This is a genomic window from Wenzhouxiangella sp. YN1 (assembly GCF_056324145.1).
Genome location: NZ_JBJNIO010000086.1, coordinates 1 through 15822, shown reverse-complemented (window position 1 = coordinate 15822; position 15822 = coordinate 1). Strand labels below are relative to the sequence as shown.

Sequence of the window (15822 nt, the reverse complement as noted above, 5' to 3'; positions counted from 1 at the left end):
GGCGCGGCCCGGCGGCGCTCGTGCCGGATAGGCCCACGCCGGCAAAAACGGGGCTATAGGGGCTGCTCGATTGGCTCCGACAGTTAGGAATCGGACGGAATTCGGCGTGCAGGGGACTTTGGTAAGGGTCCGGTGCCGGCCCCCTGTGTGTCAACATCCCTCCCAACAGTACCTGATCGGTTTTATCTGTAACATTCAGGGCGCTTGAGGAGTGAATAGATGTCTGATTCCAACGAAGTTGTCACCGACCCGCGCCTCGAGAAGCGTACCCGACGCCGCTTCAGCGTAGCCGAGAAGAAGCGGCTTCTGGCCGAGGCCGATGCCCATTGCTGACTTGGTCAGCGCGCGGCGTGCATAGGCTTCCAGCGACATGCCGGCCTTTGCTGCACGCACCTTGAGCGCCTCTCTGGACTCGTCGGAAAGCCCGCGGACATTCACGTTTGCCATGTTGATTCCTCCAACTTGAGCAGGCTGGGCTCATTGGATCCAATGGGCGCAAATGGCGGGCCAGATTATTATCCATCGATTTCCCGTTCCGGGTCGGCACACGCGTTTGCGCTGAACCGTCGACACCGGCACGGCGGTTCTGCGTCATCAGGGCGAAGGCGTTACCGCGGTGACGTGTTTCTGGCACCTGGGGAATGTGCCGGCCGCGGCGTTCGGTGAATTCCGCTTGGCCGTCGGCTTCCATGTGGTCAAACGCATGGTTGCTGCGGCTCCTGGTACCGCTGGAAATAGGGAAACAGGGTGCTTATACTTCCTGTGCCCATCCACCCGGGAGGGCTTGGCAGCAGGGCAGCCCATGGAATGGACATGCCAGGCTGCGCAACTTTCTTGAAACCTTCACCCTGGAACCGGTATGAAATTTACTGCCCAGCAAGCCTTGCAACGCACCATCGAGCATCGGGAAATATTTCATGACGAGATGGTCGAGCTGATGCGCCAGATCATGGCCGGCAGCGTCAGTCCCCTGATGACCGCGGCCATCATCACCGGGCTCAGGGTCAAGAAGGAAACCATTGACGAGATCACCGGCGCCGCGCGGGTGATGCGCGAACTCGCAGTCCCGGTGAACGTGCCCGACAGCACGGGGTTTGTGGATATTGTCGGCACCGGGGGTGATGGCGCCAGCACCTTCAACATATCCACCACGGCCATGTTCGTGGCCGCCGCGGCCGGGGCCAAGGTGGCCAAGCACGGCGGCCGCAGCGTGTCTTCAAAATCAGGCAGTGCCGACCTGCTCGAGGCGCTGGGAGCGCGCATCGACCTCACCCCGGCGCAGGTCAGTGACTGCATCACGCGCACCGGCATCGGCTTCATGTTCGCGCCCAACCACCACCCGGCCATGAAGATGGTGGCACCGGTGCGCAAGGAGATGGGCGTCAAGAGCCTGTTCAATATCCTCGGGCCGCTGACCAACCCGGCCGGGGCGCCCAACATCCTGATGGGCGTGTTTCACGAGGATCTGGTAGGTATCCAGGTGCGCGTGCTTGAGCGCCTGGGTGCGCAACGCGCGCTGGTTGTTTACGGCCAGGATGGCCTGGACGAAATTTCACTGGGCGCCAGCACCCGGGTCGGCGAACTGCGCAATGGCAAGGTGCGCGAATACGATATCGAGCCCGAAGATTTCGGTCTTGCCATGGCCTCCAGCCGCAATCTGCGGGTCAATGATGCCGATGAGTCACGCAGCACCCTCATGAAGATACTGCAAGGCGAGCCCGGCCCAGCCCACGACATCGTCACGCTCAACGCGGGCGCCGCTTTGTACGCGGCCGGCGTGGCCGGCTCCATCGAGGATGGTATTCAGCGTGCCGGTCAGGCGCTGGAAAGCGGCGCTGCGCTGGAGAAAATGCAGCAGTTCGTGGATGCCACCCAGAATCTGGCAGAGTCTGCCAGTTGAACTTTACGAAAATCAGGACAACAACCAGGTCACCCACGATTCTTTCGGCTCTTGATGGCTGGCTGGGCCTTGGGAGTTGCTGATTCTGAGGTGGCCGAGATTCGTCGTGTTGGGCGGCTCTCCGGCCGTTTAGGGCCGACTTTGCCCACGGGCTGGCGTCCGGCTCATTGCGGTCAGCCGGAAGTGCAGGTCAAGGGAGCGCCACCAGGGAACTGGCTGTTCCCGTAGCTTCTTGAGTGCGAGCTCTCCGGAAACGCCCTTCATCCATCGCTGGCCCAGTTCGGCCGCCTTCAGCATCAACGCTTCTGCCGAACCGATTGCCCGGGGTAGTAGCGGCTCTCGGTTCCCTGCACGCGGCGAATCCATTCTCCGGGGTGGTTGGCGACGATCCAGAGCCCCTCGGGCGGCGATTGGTCAGGCGTGGAAAACTTACTTCGCTTTTCGGGGTGCGCCTGGAGACCGGTCCAGCGCACGAGCTCGATGTAGCTGGCTTCTCGGTCAGGTCGGAGAGCGTGTCGGCTTTTGGCGTCGGGCAAGACGCCCCCATTCGGAGACTGCTCCATCGAGCTGCAGGCGGTTTCCCGGAGGTCGTTGCTGCCAGGCATCGATTGCATCGATCGTCGTGAAAGTCCGCACCCACGGGGCCTGGCGGCGTCTTGTGACGAATGGGCGGTAATCAAGGAGGGGTGGGTGATACAGAAGGCCCGTGATTATCGCTTTAGTTAATATCAGCCGGATTATTGCTTTCCGGCCTAACGCTGGGAGCAAATGCAGTGAATAAACCATTTAACGTCGTTGTCGCGGCGATAACCTTGTGCTTGTTGATGGCTGTATCGTCAGCTCTGGCTGGCGAGATACTGATTATTGACGAGAACTTCGATACCCTTCCTTCAGGTTACCAACTGCAAACGTACGCCACCGTCAACGCCACGGCCGACTTCCAGATCGGTAGCCTGGGAGCCTCCAACGGGCTGATCTTTGATGGCACCTGGGATGTGCCCGCCAACGGCCAGGAGAGTTCAGCCGGACTACTGGCGCCGATTCTGACAACGCCTGCCGACTTTCAGCTTGACCCGGCCGATATTGGTGGCATATCCAGTGTCCACTGGAGCCTGGATGCCGAGGTTATCAGCAGCACCATGGTCCCACCTGATCAGGGCATTTTTGCACAGCTTTATATTTATCAGGAACAGGCCGATGGTAGTGTTCAGCCTTTTTCCGATGGCGATAGCTTCGTTGTCGTCGGGCAATCTGTTTCTCTTGACGTTACGGCTACTGAGTCGGACTTTGGTTTGCCGGGTGACAGGCCGGACTTCAGTGCGACCGGGCGGCCACTCTCTTTTGGCCTGGTGTTTGGCGGAAACTATCCGAAAACACCCCAGTCAGTTGCGAAAAACCAGGACACCCACGAAATTTCTCGCCGAATGGCCAATTTCTCAGGCTGTAACGCTTGGGAATCTCCTGGGAGCAAGGCCAGTGGGGCGCTGAATCGCCCCTAGGACGCTGGATTTCGGGTCTTGGGCCGAATCACCCCATGAGGAGCGCCGGGCGCCGTCGGCTCCGGGCTAAGTCTTGGTCATGAACGCGCTACCAGGGTATAGGCTGTTCTCGAAGCTTCTTGAGCGCGAACTCGCCGGAAACGCCCTTCATCCATCGCTGGCCCAGGTCGGCGGCCTTGAGCATCAGTGCCTCGGCCGAGCCAATCGCCCGATAGTAGCGACTCTCGGTGCCTTGCACGCGCCGCATCCATTCACGTGGATGGTTGGCGACGCTCCATAGGCCCTCGGGCGGCGCTTCGGCGGCAGAAAGCTTACCGCGCTTGTCAGGATGGGCCTGTAGCCCGGTCCAGCGGACGAGGTCGATGTAGCTGGATTCCGTGAGGTCGGCCAGGGCGTCGACGTCCAGCCCCGCGACCGGCTTGAGCGCCTGCCCATGAGAACGACGACCAAGAGCCTTGTCGATTGCAGACCGAGCCGATTCGGTCCGACGCCGGACTGACGTGTGCTCGGATTCACGCAGCGTCTCGCACATCCCGGCGCGGACGGGATTCAGGTCGACGTAGGCCATGCAGGACAATACCGCCTGCTCGTCCAGCAGCGCCTGACACTTGAACCGGCCTTCCCAGAATCGTCCCGTACAGCCGTCCTCTCGATTGGCCATCCGGGCGATCGGCTCGTTGAGCGCCCGCATGAACCAGCTGATCGAGCCCAAGCGCCGGCGAATCACATCCAGGCGCTCGCCATTGCCGAGCAAGGCGAGTGTGGCGCGCTCCACGCAGGCCGGGTCGTCGCGATCACTGATGGAGCCGGGAAAAATCGCCAGCCATCGCTCGGCGACCTCTCGATCCGTCCATGCCCTTGCCGCTTGCGGGTCACTACGGAGAACGATGTGGAAGTGATTGCTCATCACTGCGTAGGCATAAACGGAAATCGCAAACGAATCCGCGAGCTTAAAGATCCGGCCCTCGATCCACTGACGTCGGTGCTCGAAGCTCTTGCCGGATTGTGCGTCCACCCCGCACAGGAAGGCGCGCCGTACGCATCGACTCACACAATGGAAGAAGCCGGGCTCCTCGTCGCTGATCAATTGACTGCGTGGATAGGCCATGGCTTGATCCTGCCACCCGCTCGGGCATGGGGAAATTCTCAGAATGCCGCGCCGGGATGTAGGAAAAGCCCTACGGATCGTGGGTGTCCTGGATTCTTGGATTCTGCTCCAACTTAGGACCAGGCATAACCAGAGACTTCGACATGACCGCGGTCGGTTAGAAATTCGATTGCAGAGGTGTCTCCCAGGGATTCGTGGGGCCGGATTGTGTTGTTGGCCTGGGCAGGGGCGGGGCGGTTGCCCTTCCAGTTATAATCGGAACTGGCGCTGGGTGCCGTTGGAGGTCTGGCAGCGGGCCGCTTGTGCTTTCCTTCGGGTCGCCGGCCGGTGCATCGTTTTCGCGAGGTTTGGCGCAATGGCTGACGTGAGCGTTCTGGGCGCGGGAGTGGCCGGACTCTGGGCTGCGCGCGCCCTTCTGGATCGCGGGATTCGACCGCGCCTGATTGACCGTGCCGGGCCGCCGGGGCCGCATGGTTGCTCATGGTGGGCGGGTGGCATGTTGGCGCCGCAATGCGAGGGTGCGGTGGCTGAACCGATTGTTGTGCACCATGGTGCAACAGCGGCACATGCATGGGGTGCGTTCACTAAAGTGCAGCAGACCGGCACGCTTGTGCTTGCGCTCGAGCGCGACCACGCCGAGCTTGACCGCTTTGCTGCCCGCACCCGCGGCCACCGGCAGGTGACGGTGGCGGAGATTGCTGAACTGGAGCCCGAACTGGCGCCGCGGCATCGGCGCGGGCTGTTCTTCGAGTCCGAGGCCTGTCTGCATCCGCGCCGCGCGCTGGCTGATCTCGTGGCGGCGCTGGCGGCCGAAGGTGTGCCGGTGCAGCGCGCAGAGGCCACGCCGGGTGAGCTGAGCGGTCGGGTGCTCGATTGCCGTGGTTTTGCAGCGCAGGGCGACCTGCCGGATTTGCGCGCCGTGCGCGGTGAGCTGGTGCTGCTGCGCGCGCCCGAGATCAAACTTTCACGCCCGGTGCGCCTGTTGCATCCGCGCCATCCGCTGTACGTCGTGCCGCGCGGTGGCGGGCTGTACATGCTCGGGGCAACCCAGATCGAAAGCGCGGCGCGCGGGCCCGTGACCGCCCGCTCGGCGCTGGAGCTGCTGTCGGCGGCCTATGCGCTCGACCCGCGCTTTGGCGAGGCCGAGATCGTCGAGTTCGGTGCCGCCCTGCGCCCCGCCTTTGCCGACAATGTGCCGCGCATTGTCCCGCGCGGCCGGGTGCTGCACCTCAACGGGCTTTATCGCCACGGCTATTTGCTGGCACCGGCCCTGGCGCATCAGGCCGCGGATTTCATTTCAGATTCAGCAACGGGAGATCTTTTTCATGATGATTGAAGTCAACGGCGCCACGCAGGAAATTGCGGCCGAGGACTTGGAAGGGGCGCTGGAAGAGCTCGGCTGGGGGAAGGCGAAAGTCGCAACCGCGCTCAACGGGCGCTTTGTGCCCGTGGAGGAGCGCGCGACTACATCCTTGTCAGCGGGCGACCGGCTGGAAGTGCTGGCCGCGATGCAGGGGGGCTGAGCGATTCGCGATTTTTACGGTGTCAAACTGGATGGCCCGCTGATGCTGGGCACATCGCAATATCCGTCTCCGGCGGTGCTCGAGGCAGCGTTTCGCGAATCGGGCGCCGTCATTGCCACGGTCTCGCTGCGCCGCGAGCGCGGCGAGGGGCAGGCGTTCTGGGATCTGGTGCGCTCGCTTGGCGTACATATCCTGCCCAATACGGCCGGGTGTCACAGCGCACGCGAGGCGATCACCACGGCCCGGATGGCGCGGGAGTATTTCGAAACCGACTGGATCAAGCTGGAGGTGATTGGCCACAACGATACCCTTCAGCCCGATCCGTTCGAGCTGGTGGCTGCCGCCGAGACGCTCTGTGCCGAGGGGTTCAAGGTATTTCCCTACACGACCGAGGATCAGGTGATCGCCGCGCGACTGGTCGAGGCCGGTTGCCGGGTGCTGATGCCCTGGGGCGCGCCCATCGGCTCCGGGCTCGGACTGGCCAATGCGTTTGCGCTGCGCAGCCTGCGGGCGACCTTTGCGGATATTCCGCTGGTGGTCGATGCCGGCCTGGGCCTGCCCAGCCACGCTGCCCAGGCGATGGAGATGGGCTATGACGCGGTGCTGCTGAATACCGCCGTGGCTCAGGCTGACGATCCTGTCGCCATGGCGCGCGCCTTTGCGCTTGCGGCGCAGGCGGGCCAGCTGGCCGCTCGCTCCGGCCCGATGCCGGCGCGCGACATGGCAGCGCCCTCGACACCTCTGATCGGGAAGGCATGGTTATGACGACGACCGCTCTGCCACGTTTTTATCCGGTGCTCGACAGCGCCGACTGGGTTGCGCGCGCGCTCAACGCCGGCGCGCGCCTGATACAGCTGCGCATCAAGGAGCGCGCCGAGACCGCCTTGCGCGATGAAATCTCGCGCTCGCTGGCGCTGGCGCGCAAGCATGGCGCGGCGCTGGTGATCAATGATCACTGGCGTATTGCCATCGATCAGGGCGCCGACTGGCTGCACCTGGGGCAGGAAGACCTCGACAGCGCCGATCTCAAGGCGATCCGCCGCGCCGGGCTGCGCCTGGGGATCTCAACCCATGATCACCGTGAACTCGATCGCGCGCTGACGCTCGAGCCGGACTACGTGGCCCTGGGTCCGGTCTACCCAACGACCCTCAAGCAGATGCCATGGCATGAACAGGGGCTCAGCCGCGTGAGCGAGTGGAAGCGCCTGATCGGTGACCTGCCGTTGTGCGCCATCGGCGGGCTGTCGGTCGAGCGGGCGCCGGGCGTGTTCGACGCCGGGGCCGATGTGCTGGCGGCCGTCACCGATATCACGCGTCACGCCGATCCAGATGCGCGCATGCGCGCGTGGGTGGAGGCCTGCCAATGAGCCGTTATGCGCGACAGATGATTCTGCCGCAGGTGGGCCCAGGAGGGCAAAAGCGCCTGCGCGAAGCGCGTGTTCTGGTGGTCGGCGCGGGCGGGCTGGCGGTGCCGGTTTTGCAGTATCTGGCGGGCGCTGGCGTGGGCCGCCTGACCCTGGTGGATGGCGACCACGTGGCGGCAGACAACCTGCATCGCCAGCCGCTTTATCGCATGGCCGATGTCGGCGCGCCCAAGGCACGGGCGGCCGCGGGCGCGTTGCGGGCGTTGAACCCCGAGGTCGATATCCATGCGATGGTGACCTGGCTGGATCCCGATACCGCGCCGGCGCTGATCGAGGCGGCCGACCTGGTGCTCGACTGCGCCGACACCTTTGCTGCCAGCCTCACCTTGTCGGATGCCTGCCATGCGGCGGGCAAGCCGCTCATTACCGCCTCGGCGCTGGCGCTGGAGGGCTACGTGGCCGGCGTCTGCGGTGGTGCGCCTTCGCTGCGCGCGATCTTTCCCGATCTTCCGGAGGCGGCTCCCAGCTGCTCCAGCGCCGGCATCCTCGGCCCGGTCGTTGCGATGATGGGGACGTTGCAGGCGCAAATGGCCCTTTCGGTGCTGCTGGGCCTGTCGCCTTCGCCGCTGGGGCAGATGATGACCTTCCACGCCCAGCGCTGGCGCATGGTTGATTTCCGCTTTGACGATGCGCCCGAGCCGGTTGCGCCTGTGCCTTTCATCGCCGCCTCTGCCATCGGCGCCGGTGACATGGTGATCGACGTGCGCAGCGAAGCGGCCGCGCCGTTTCGCCCCGATGCGCTGCATGTTCCGACCGAGGCCGTTGCCGACCTCGACGTTGCGCCCGACACGCAGCGGGTTGTGCTGGCCTGCCGAACGGGCCTGCGCGCGCATCATTGTGCCGTGGCGCTGCGCGCCCGCTGGCGCGGCGACATTGCCCTGCTCAGCGTGCCGGAAGCACAGGGCGCACCCCGATAACGCAGCCTCGCCAGGCTCGAGGCGCCGTTCGCGGCGTGGTCTGCTGCATGCTGCGTCACCGGGCAGCAAGCGCCGGGTAAAGCCAACGTCCACACTCAGCAACTGCCCGCTTGGTATCCTCCCGTATATGCCACCGACAGCTTCCGCGCGTTTTCAGCACAGCTTTGCCCGATTGCCCGAGCAGCTCTTCGTGCGGGTCCGGCCCGAGCCGGTCGCTGCGCCCGAGCTGGTCGCCCTGAACCGGTCGCTGGCTGAAACCCTCGGCTTCGACCCCGATTGGCTTTCCGGCCCGGACGGCGTGGCCATGCTCTCGGGCCGCCGGCTGCCCGACATCGCCGAGCCGCTGGCCATGGCCTATGCCGGGCATCAGTTCGGCAACTGGGTGCCGCAGCTCGGGGACGGCCGCGCGCTGCTGCTCGGAGAGGTCATCGATCGCGACGGCCAACGACGGGATGTGCAGCTGAAGGGCTCGGGACCCACGCCGTTTTCGCGCGCCGGCGACGGCCGTTCCTCGATCGGCCCGGTGGTGCGGGAATACCTCGGCAGCGAGGCCATGCATGCCCTGGGCATACCGACAACGCGCGCGCTGGCTGCCGTTGCCACCGGTGAGACGGTGCGGCGCAACCGGCCCGAGCCGGGCGGCATTCTCTGCCGCGTGGCCGCCAGCCACGTGCGCGTGGGCACCTTCGAGTTTCTCCACCGGCAGGGGCACTCGGATGCGGTGCGAATTCTGGCCGATTACATGATTGAACGGCACTGGCCCGAGCTGGCCGGATCCGACGCGCGATACAGTGAGTGGCTGGCCCGCGTCGTCGATGCTCAGGCCGATCTGGTCGCCTCCTGGATGCTGGTCGGCTTCGTGCACGGGGTGATGAATACCGACAACTGCTCCATCGTCGGCGAGACCATCGACTATGGGCCGTTCGGTTTCGTCGACGACTTCGACCCTGCCACGGTCTACAGCTTCATCGATCGGGGCGGGCGCTACGCCTTCAACCGGCAGCCCGGCATTGCCCAGTGGAATCTGGCCCGTCTGGCCGAATGCCTGTTGCCGCTGCTTGCCGATGATTCGAGCGCGGCGCTGGAGAGGGCCAATACGCTGCTGGGCCGATTTCCAGCGCGCTTCGAGCGTCGTTTTCACGACGGCCTCGCAGCCAAGCTGGGCCTGGCCGAGCGCCGCGACGGCGACGTGGAGCTGGCCGAGTCGCTGCTTGATCGCATGGCCGCCAACCGTGCCGATATGACGCTGACCTTCCGCCGCCTCAGTGAGGTTTCGGCAACGGACAGTCGCCACGACGGCCCGGTGCGCGAGTGTTTCGACCAGCCGGAGGCGTTTGACCAGTGGGCCGGGCAGTGGCGCGCACGGCTGGCGTCCGAAACACGCGATGCGGCCGCCAGGCGCGCCGCGATGAAGGCCGTCAATCCCGCTTTTGTGCTGCGCAACCACCTGGCCCAGGCGGCGGTTGACGCCGCCATCGAGCGGCTCGATTTCGAGCCCATGCACAGACTGCGCCGGGTTCTGTCCAGACCCTGGGATGACCAGCCCGGCAATGAAGACCTGGCCCGCCCCCCGCAGCCGTCGGAGCGCGTACTGACGACGTTCTGCGGAACCTGAGGCGGGCGCAAACCAGCACACCTGTGAGGATCTGTTACTGATGTCCAAATTGTTTCCCGCTGTTGACCCCGACGGGCTTCTGGAATACTCCGTGGTATTCAACGATCGCTCGTTGAATCACATGTCCGAAACATTCCAGCAAGTGATGCGGGATATCTCCGCGGCGCTGCGCCGGGTGTATAACGCCGAGGCCGCGGTGGTTGTGCCCGGCGGCGGCAGTTTTGGCATGGAGGCCGTGGCGCGCCAGTTTGCCCATGATGCGCATTGCCTTGTGATTCGCAACGGCTGGTTCAGCTATCGCTGGACGCAGATACTTGAAGCCGGTCGGATCACCGACAGCATGACCGTGCTGCAGGCAAAGCCGGTGGATGACGCCGACCAGACCGCCTATGCACCGGTGCCGGCCAAAGAGGTTGCAGCGCGCATCCGGGCCGAAAAGCCAGCGGTTGTCTTCGCTCCCCACGTCGAGACCGCGGCCGGAATCGTTTTGCCCGATGACTATCTGAAAACCATCGGCGATGCCGTCCAGGACGTCAACGGCTTGTTCGTTCTCGACTGCGTGGCCTCCGGTGCCCTGTGGGTTGATACCGTAGCCTGTGGCGTGGACGTTTTGATCAACGCACCGCAAAAGGGCTGGAGCGCCTCACCCTGCGCCGCCCTGATTACCTTGAGCGCCCGCGCCGTTGCGCGCATGGAAGAAACCACCAGCAGCAGCTTTGTGGCCGATCTGCGCCAATGGGCTCAGATCATGCAGGCCTATGAGTCGGGCGGCCACGCTTACCACGCCACCATGCCAACCGATGCCCTGGTCGTTCTTCGCGACGCCATGAGCGAGGCGCTCGAAACCGGCCTCGACCTGCTGCGCCAGCGGCAGGAAGAGCTTGGCAGCCGAGTGCGCGAGCTGTTCTACAGCGCCGGTTTCAAGAGTGTCGCTGCTCCGGGCTTTGAATCGTCGAGCGTCGTGGTTCTGCATACCGACGACATCAATATCCACAACACCAGCCTGTTCCGCGAGCAGGGCTTGCAGATCGCAGCGGGGGTGCCGATGAGGTGTGGCGAGCCGGATGATTTCCTCACCTTTCGTCTGGGCCTGTTCGGTCTGGAGAAGCTCACCAATGTGGATCGGACCGTGAAGCATCTGGCAGTGGCTCTGGAAGCGATCCGGAGCTGAGGGCGCGGTACAAGCCCGTCCCGCGCAATCACTGCCCGTCGGCTTTTTCCTGTATCATGGGCGCGAAATGAAATGCCCATAATCGCACCCATATGGCCATGAGTTGCTGGATGATGGTCAGGAATCCGCAGCCTGCGGGTGTGCGGGCGGTTCGCCCGTGGGTGGATTTTGAACTCGAGCCAGCGCAATGAGGACCCATGATGCTGCGTACACTACTCGCCGTTTCGGCACTCTTGATATCGTCTTTTGCATTGTCTTCAGCAGGGCAGGGCAGTGCCCGGGTTTCGGCCCAGCCCAGCGCTGCCGGCCATGACGCGCTGGTAGCGCTTTATGCCGAGTTTCGGGGCTTTGTGCCGCCACAAGTCGTCGAGGGGGTTCCCGACTATTCCCGGCGCGCCATGGAGCAGCAGCACCGCGAGCTCGAGAGCTATATGGACCGGCTGCGGGCGATTGATGACAGTGACTGGCCCATCGAGCAGCGCGTTGACTACATGCTGGTTCTGGCCGAAATGCGCGGCCTGGATTTTCAGCACCGCGTCATCAGGCCGTGGGCGCGCGATCCGGCCTTCTACAGCACTACCGACCTGGGTTTTGGGCCCAAGATGCACGGCGCCATTCACCTGCCTGAGCTGCCTATCGCCAAAGAACAGGACGTAGAGGCGTTGGTGTCGCAGCTTGAGGCGGTGCCAGAGGCCTTGCGGCAGGCGCGCAACAATCTGGTGGAAGCACGCGGCGACCTTGCGCGTCTGGCCATTGCGCAAAAGAAAGTGGAAATCAATGTCTATGGCCAGTTCGCCACGGACGCTGAAGACCATCACCCTTCACTTGTTCGGCCGGCGAAGGAAGCACAGGCCGCGGCCCGGCAATTCAAGGCATGGCTGGAAGAGATAGAAGACACCCTTCCGGATCATGGCGGTGTGGGTCGCGAAAACTATGACTGGTATCTGAAGAATGTCTTGCTGTTTCCCTATGATGTCAACGCCATAGAAATCATCAGCGAGCGGGAATATCAGCGGCAGCTTGCCTTTCTCAAAATCGAGGAACACCGCAATCGCGATATCCCGATGATCGAGCCCGTGACGACCCGCAGCGCTTTTGATGCCAAACGCAAGCAAGAAGATGAAGACCTTCTCGCCTTTCTGAAAGACGACGACTGGATGACGATACCAGCATGGCTCGAGCACGATCCCGATGAGGGTCCGTATGTGTTTCCTGCGGACCGTGACCCTTCGAAACCCGGGCTTTTCGATCCGCCTCTCGATCTGCACTTTTTCTTTCAGGCCGAGTTTCGCGATGGGCGTCCCTTGCGGGCACACAACCTGCCCGGACACGCCTTTGACCGCTTGCAGTATCAACGGGACGATCGGCCCATCCGGGGAGAGCCACGCCTGTTCTTCATCAATGGGATTCGGTCTGAGGGTTGGGCGTTCTACCTTGAAGAGCTGATTCTTCAAGGCGGAATGCTGGCAGATCGCCCGAAAACCCGGGAAATCGACTATATCCTTGGCGCCAAACGCGCAGCGCGCGTTCGCCCGGAAGTGAAAATGCAGTCCAATGAATGGACCTGGGCCGAAGCCAATCGATCCCTCATCGAACGCACGCCCAAATGGATGGATCCCGGCGATGCGGTGGCCGAGTTCGACATCGAGCTCTATCTGCGCCAGCCCGGTTATGGCGTTGGCTATTACATGGGCAAGGTGGAGCTGGAAAGCCTGCTGGCGGAGCGGGCCATGGATCTGGGCGATGACTTCGACATGAAGACATTCCATGACCGGTTTCGCGCAGCCGGGTTCATCCCGATATCGCTGATCCGCTGGATCATGACCGGGCGAGACGATCAGATCAAAGAGATGCGGGGCTCGTTCTGACGCGGGTCCGGTGGTGTTGCAGCGCATGGTATTCAACCTGGTAGCGCGCAACCAGGACGACCACGTCAAGAGCATTGCCTTCTTGATGGACAAGCGCGGGGACTTCGGGCTGGAAGACCTTCGCGCATGTGCCCGAAACGCATCGATGAAACGCGGACGGGCCGAGGCGATTCTGGCCGAAGTCAACGCCGCAGTAGCCGACTGGCGAGGGTTCCTGCGGCAGTCCGCCAACTGACCGGCCGCCGCGCTCGATCGTCGGCGTCCTCCGTCAAGCCGACACCAGGAGGGTGTGCCTCAGGATTGATCCGGCGGCGCTGCACAGGCTGCCATTACCGCCTGAATCTGGGCTTTCATGGAGGGCCGGTCGGGCAGAAACTGGTGTTCGGTAATGGCGGTGCCAACCGTGAAAGCGTCGACGCCGGCGCGGGCGAGCTTGTGGATCATGGCCGGGGTGGAGACGTTGCCGGCGACGATGAGGCGCCCGCGCGGCTGTTGGTCGGTTTCTTCCAGGGCTTGACGAGCGGCGTCTACCAGTGTTTCGGGGCGCGCCGCGACGGCCCGATGGGCCAGCAGGGTGACACCGGAACAGCCGGCGGCCATGGCCCGGCGGCAATCTCTGGCTACGTCTTCGGGGCTGGCGTGCAGGCGGGCCGGATGGCCTTCGGGGCGACCGGCATTGGGATAGTATTCTATGCCCGAGCCGCGCAGCCGGGCCAGCGTGGGGGCCACATCAACGCCGCCGAGCAGGCAGTCGACGCCCATTTCCACGGCCATGGCAGCCGTGCGCCGGGCGGCGCCAGGGCGGGTGTCGACCATTTCCAGGCAGCTTTTTGCGCCCAGCGCCCGAGTGCGGCGATGGTACTCTTCCAGCCGGGCACGGCTGACGCCGACATCCTTGAAGCCGATATGCCGTACGCCCAACGGTACGGCGGCCTCGATGAGTTCGAGCCCGTGGTCCACCGTGCGGTCGTGGCGGGTAAGCATGAAAATGAAGTCCATCGGAAAGGTCGGGCCCGTGCGCGCGTAACACTACATCATAGCGCTACTGGGCTGCCTTTATTAACCGAACGGCATCTGCCGGGCCAGAAATACGATCGGAGCAGAATCCTCGATGTTTCCAATGCGCAAGCGACAACGGGCCCGCCCGGCGTACGGCTCGGGCGAGGGCTCGCCATGAGCGTGCCCAACGAACTGTTGTGTTATTGCCGCCCGGGGTTCGAGCCTGACCTGGCCGCAGAGCTCCACGACAAGGCCGGGCGGCAAGGCTTTGAGGGCGAGGCGCGGGCGCAGCCGCACAGCGGCTGCGTGCGCTACGTGTTGCCGCCAGGTGAGGCCGCCAATACCCTGCACCGCAGCCTGCCGCTGGCGGCGCTGGTGTTCGCTCGCCAAAGCCTGGTAGCGTTGCCGCCGCTGTCGCTGGACCGCAATGACCGTCTGTCGCCGATCGTGGCGCAGGTGACCGCAAGCGGCTGGAACTTCGAAACGCTGTGGCAGGAGACGCCGGACACCAACGCGGCCAAGGCGCTGTCGCCGCTGATCAAGGCGCTCAAACGCCCGCTGGAATCGAGCTTGAAGAAACGCGGCGCCCTGCGACGCAAGGCGGGAGCGCGACGGCTGCATCTGTGGTGGAGCGATGGCGATCGGGTGCAGCTGGGAATGAGTTTTCCCGGCAATCGCAGCGACGAGCCCGGCGGCATTCGGCGCCTGCGTTTTCCGCGGGCGGCGCCGAGTCGGTCAGCGCTGAAACTGGAAGAGGCCTGGCATGAGTTCATTCCCCGTGATCAATGGCCGACGCGACTGGCCGAGGGGATGCAGGCAGCCGACCTGGGTGCGGCCCCCGGTGGCTGGACCTGGCAGTTGGTCAACCGGGGGATGCAGGTTCATGCCATTGACAACGGCCCCATGAACCCGGAGCTGATGGCCAGCGGGATGGTCACGCACCTGCGCAAGGACGGCTTTACATGGATCCCGCCCAGGAGGCTCGACTGGCTGGTTTGCGATATTGTCGACAAACCATCGCGGGTGATCGACATGATGACGCGCTGGCTGGCCAGACGCTGGTGCCGCGAAGCGATCTTCAACCTGAAGCTGCCCATGAAGCGCCGCTGGCTGGCGGTCCGCGATGGATTGGTCAGGCTGCAGGCCACACTGGGGCAAGCGGGCGTGCGCGCAGACATTGCCTGCCGTCACCTCTATCATGATCGTGAAGAAGTGACGGTGCACGTGCGTTTGCTGGATTGACCCTGGCCAGAGGCACCATGGATCAAGAACCAGCGTTACGCTGGCAGCAAAAGATGGCTTTGTGCAGGCCGCGTCTGATGCTTGACGCCCGATGTCGGCGAGCACGTGGTTTGTGTTTCCGGCCAGCCGCCCCGACGATTGATTACAGGCCGCTAGAATGAATCGCAGTCGCGACCCGGGCGGCACGACACCGATTGGCAACGCGGCACGAATGCAGACTTTGACTGGATTGCCGCCAAGTCAACATCAGATGGAAAGACCACCAAGGAGGTTTACCATGGCATTTGCCCTTTCAAACATGCGCGTTAGCAGCAAGTCCTTCGAGGACGGCGGCGCCATTCCAAGCCGCCACACCGGCGAGGGCGAGGATGTTTCGCCGGCGCTGGCATGGCAAGACGCCCCGGAAGGCACCAAGGGCTTCGCCGTGATCTGCCACGACCCGGACGCGCCCCTGGTGCAGAACGGCAGCTATGGCTTCGTTCACTGGGTGCTCTACAACCTGCCGGCGTCGACCACCTCGCTGGACGAAAACAGCTCGGAGGGAACCGCCGGGGTC

At 63.9% G+C, this 15822-nt stretch carries 17 protein-coding genes; 13 read left to right on the top strand and 4 right to left on the bottom strand.

The features are described 5' to 3' along the window. Nucleotides 1–195 precede the first annotated feature (195 nt). Nucleotides 196–447: a FitA-like ribbon-helix-helix domain-containing protein gene (locus ACEWQZ_RS01075; protein ID WP_476481222.1), complete on the bottom strand. Its 252-nt coding sequence runs from the start codon at nt 445–447 to the stop codon at nt 196–198. 412 nt (nt 448–859) lie between these two features. On the opposite strand from ACEWQZ_RS01075, the gene trpD reads away from it, so the two are divergent. Further along, entirely contained in the window at nt 860–1900 is a 1041-nt protein-coding gene (gene trpD, locus ACEWQZ_RS01070; protein ID WP_476481221.1) for an anthranilate phosphoribosyltransferase, read from the top strand. Nucleotides 1901–2196: 296 nt separating this feature from the next. Here the strand turns inward: trpD and ACEWQZ_RS01065 are convergent, their stop codons facing one another. After that, nucleotides 2197–2505 (bottom strand): hypothetical protein, encoded by a 309-nt coding sequence (locus tag ACEWQZ_RS01065; RefSeq protein ID WP_476481220.1) that lies wholly within the window; start codon nt 2503–2505, stop codon nt 2197–2199. A 168-nt stretch (nt 2506–2673) separates the two neighbouring features. Here ACEWQZ_RS01065 and ACEWQZ_RS01060 point away from each other — a divergent pair, with 168 nt between their 5' ends. Next, nucleotides 2674–3399, top strand: a complete 726-nt coding sequence (locus ACEWQZ_RS01060; RefSeq protein WP_476481219.1) for a hypothetical protein — start codon at nt 2674–2676, stop codon at nt 3397–3399. Between the two features lie 88 nt (nt 3400–3487). Here the strand turns inward: ACEWQZ_RS01060 and ACEWQZ_RS01055 are convergent, their stop codons facing one another. Next, entirely contained in the window at nt 3488–4486 is a 999-nt protein-coding gene (locus ACEWQZ_RS01055) for a transposase (protein ID WP_476481218.1), read from the bottom strand. Nucleotides 4487–4862: 376 nt separating this feature from the next. Between ACEWQZ_RS01055 and ACEWQZ_RS01050 the strand changes: the two genes are divergently transcribed. The 9 genes from ACEWQZ_RS01050 (at nt 4863) to ACEWQZ_RS01010 (ending at nt 13260) form a co-directional block, all read left to right on the top strand. Then, nucleotides 4863–5843 carry an FAD-dependent oxidoreductase gene (locus ACEWQZ_RS01050; RefSeq protein WP_476481217.1) on the top strand — a complete coding sequence of 327 codons (981 nt, stop codon included), beginning with the start codon at nt 4863–4865 and terminating at the stop codon, nt 5841–5843. After that, the gene (thiS, locus tag ACEWQZ_RS01045) at nt 5833–6030 is read left to right on the top strand and encodes a sulfur carrier protein ThiS (RefSeq protein WP_476481216.1); all 198 of its coding nucleotides are present in this window, start codon (nt 5833–5835) and stop codon (nt 6028–6030) included. Before ACEWQZ_RS01050 ends, thiS begins: the two co-directional genes overlap by 11 nt. Nucleotides 6031–6033: 3 nt before the next feature. Next, on the top strand, nt 6034–6795 hold the full coding sequence (locus ACEWQZ_RS01040; protein WP_476481223.1) for a thiazole synthase: 762 nt from the start codon (nt 6034–6036) through the stop codon (nt 6793–6795). Continuing rightward, nucleotides 6792–7397, top strand: coding sequence for a thiamine phosphate synthase (locus ACEWQZ_RS01035; protein WP_476481215.1), 606 nt, complete (start codon nt 6792–6794; stop codon nt 7395–7397). The genes ACEWQZ_RS01040 and ACEWQZ_RS01035 overlap by 4 nt, the downstream gene beginning before the upstream one ends. Then, nucleotides 7394–8371, top strand: coding sequence for a ThiF family adenylyltransferase (locus tag ACEWQZ_RS01030; protein ID WP_476481214.1), 978 nt, complete (start codon nt 7394–7396; stop codon nt 8369–8371). The genes ACEWQZ_RS01035 and ACEWQZ_RS01030 overlap by 4 nt, the downstream gene beginning before the upstream one ends. 127 nt (nt 8372–8498) lie before the next feature. Then, nucleotides 8499–9986: a protein adenylyltransferase SelO gene (locus ACEWQZ_RS01025; protein ID WP_476481213.1), complete on the top strand. Its 1488-nt coding sequence runs from the start codon at nt 8499–8501 to the stop codon at nt 9984–9986. A gap of 40 nt (nt 9987–10026) precedes the next feature. Beyond that, entirely contained in the window at nt 10027–11157 is a 1131-nt protein-coding gene (locus ACEWQZ_RS01020; RefSeq protein ID WP_476481212.1) for an aminotransferase class V-fold PLP-dependent enzyme, read from the top strand. 197 nt (nt 11158–11354) lie between these two features. Continuing rightward, nucleotides 11355–13025 carry a DUF885 family protein gene (locus tag ACEWQZ_RS01015; RefSeq protein ID WP_476481211.1) on the top strand — a complete coding sequence of 557 codons (1671 nt, stop codon included), beginning with the start codon at nt 11355–11357 and terminating at the stop codon, nt 13023–13025. Between the two features lie 25 nt (nt 13026–13050). Next, nucleotides 13051–13260 (top strand): hypothetical protein, encoded by a 210-nt coding sequence (locus ACEWQZ_RS01010; protein ID WP_476481210.1) that lies wholly within the window; start codon nt 13051–13053, stop codon nt 13258–13260. A 59-nt stretch (nt 13261–13319) separates the two neighbouring features. Here ACEWQZ_RS01010 and ACEWQZ_RS01005 read toward each other — a convergent pair whose 3' ends face one another. Next, nucleotides 13320–14009 (bottom strand): hypothetical protein, encoded by a 690-nt coding sequence (locus ACEWQZ_RS01005; protein ID WP_476481209.1) that lies wholly within the window; start codon nt 14007–14009, stop codon nt 13320–13322. Between the two features lie 189 nt (nt 14010–14198). Here ACEWQZ_RS01005 and rlmM point away from each other — a divergent pair, with 189 nt between their 5' ends. Next, complete coding sequence (gene rlmM, locus ACEWQZ_RS01000; RefSeq protein WP_476481208.1) at nt 14199–15266, top strand: 23S rRNA (cytidine(2498)-2'-O)-methyltransferase RlmM; 1068 nt, start codon at nt 14199–14201, stop codon at nt 15264–15266. 277 nt (nt 15267–15543) lie between these two features. Further along, a partial coding sequence (locus ACEWQZ_RS00995) for a YbhB/YbcL family Raf kinase inhibitor-like protein (protein WP_476481207.1) occupies nt 15544–15822 on the top strand: 279 nt, incomplete at its 3' end.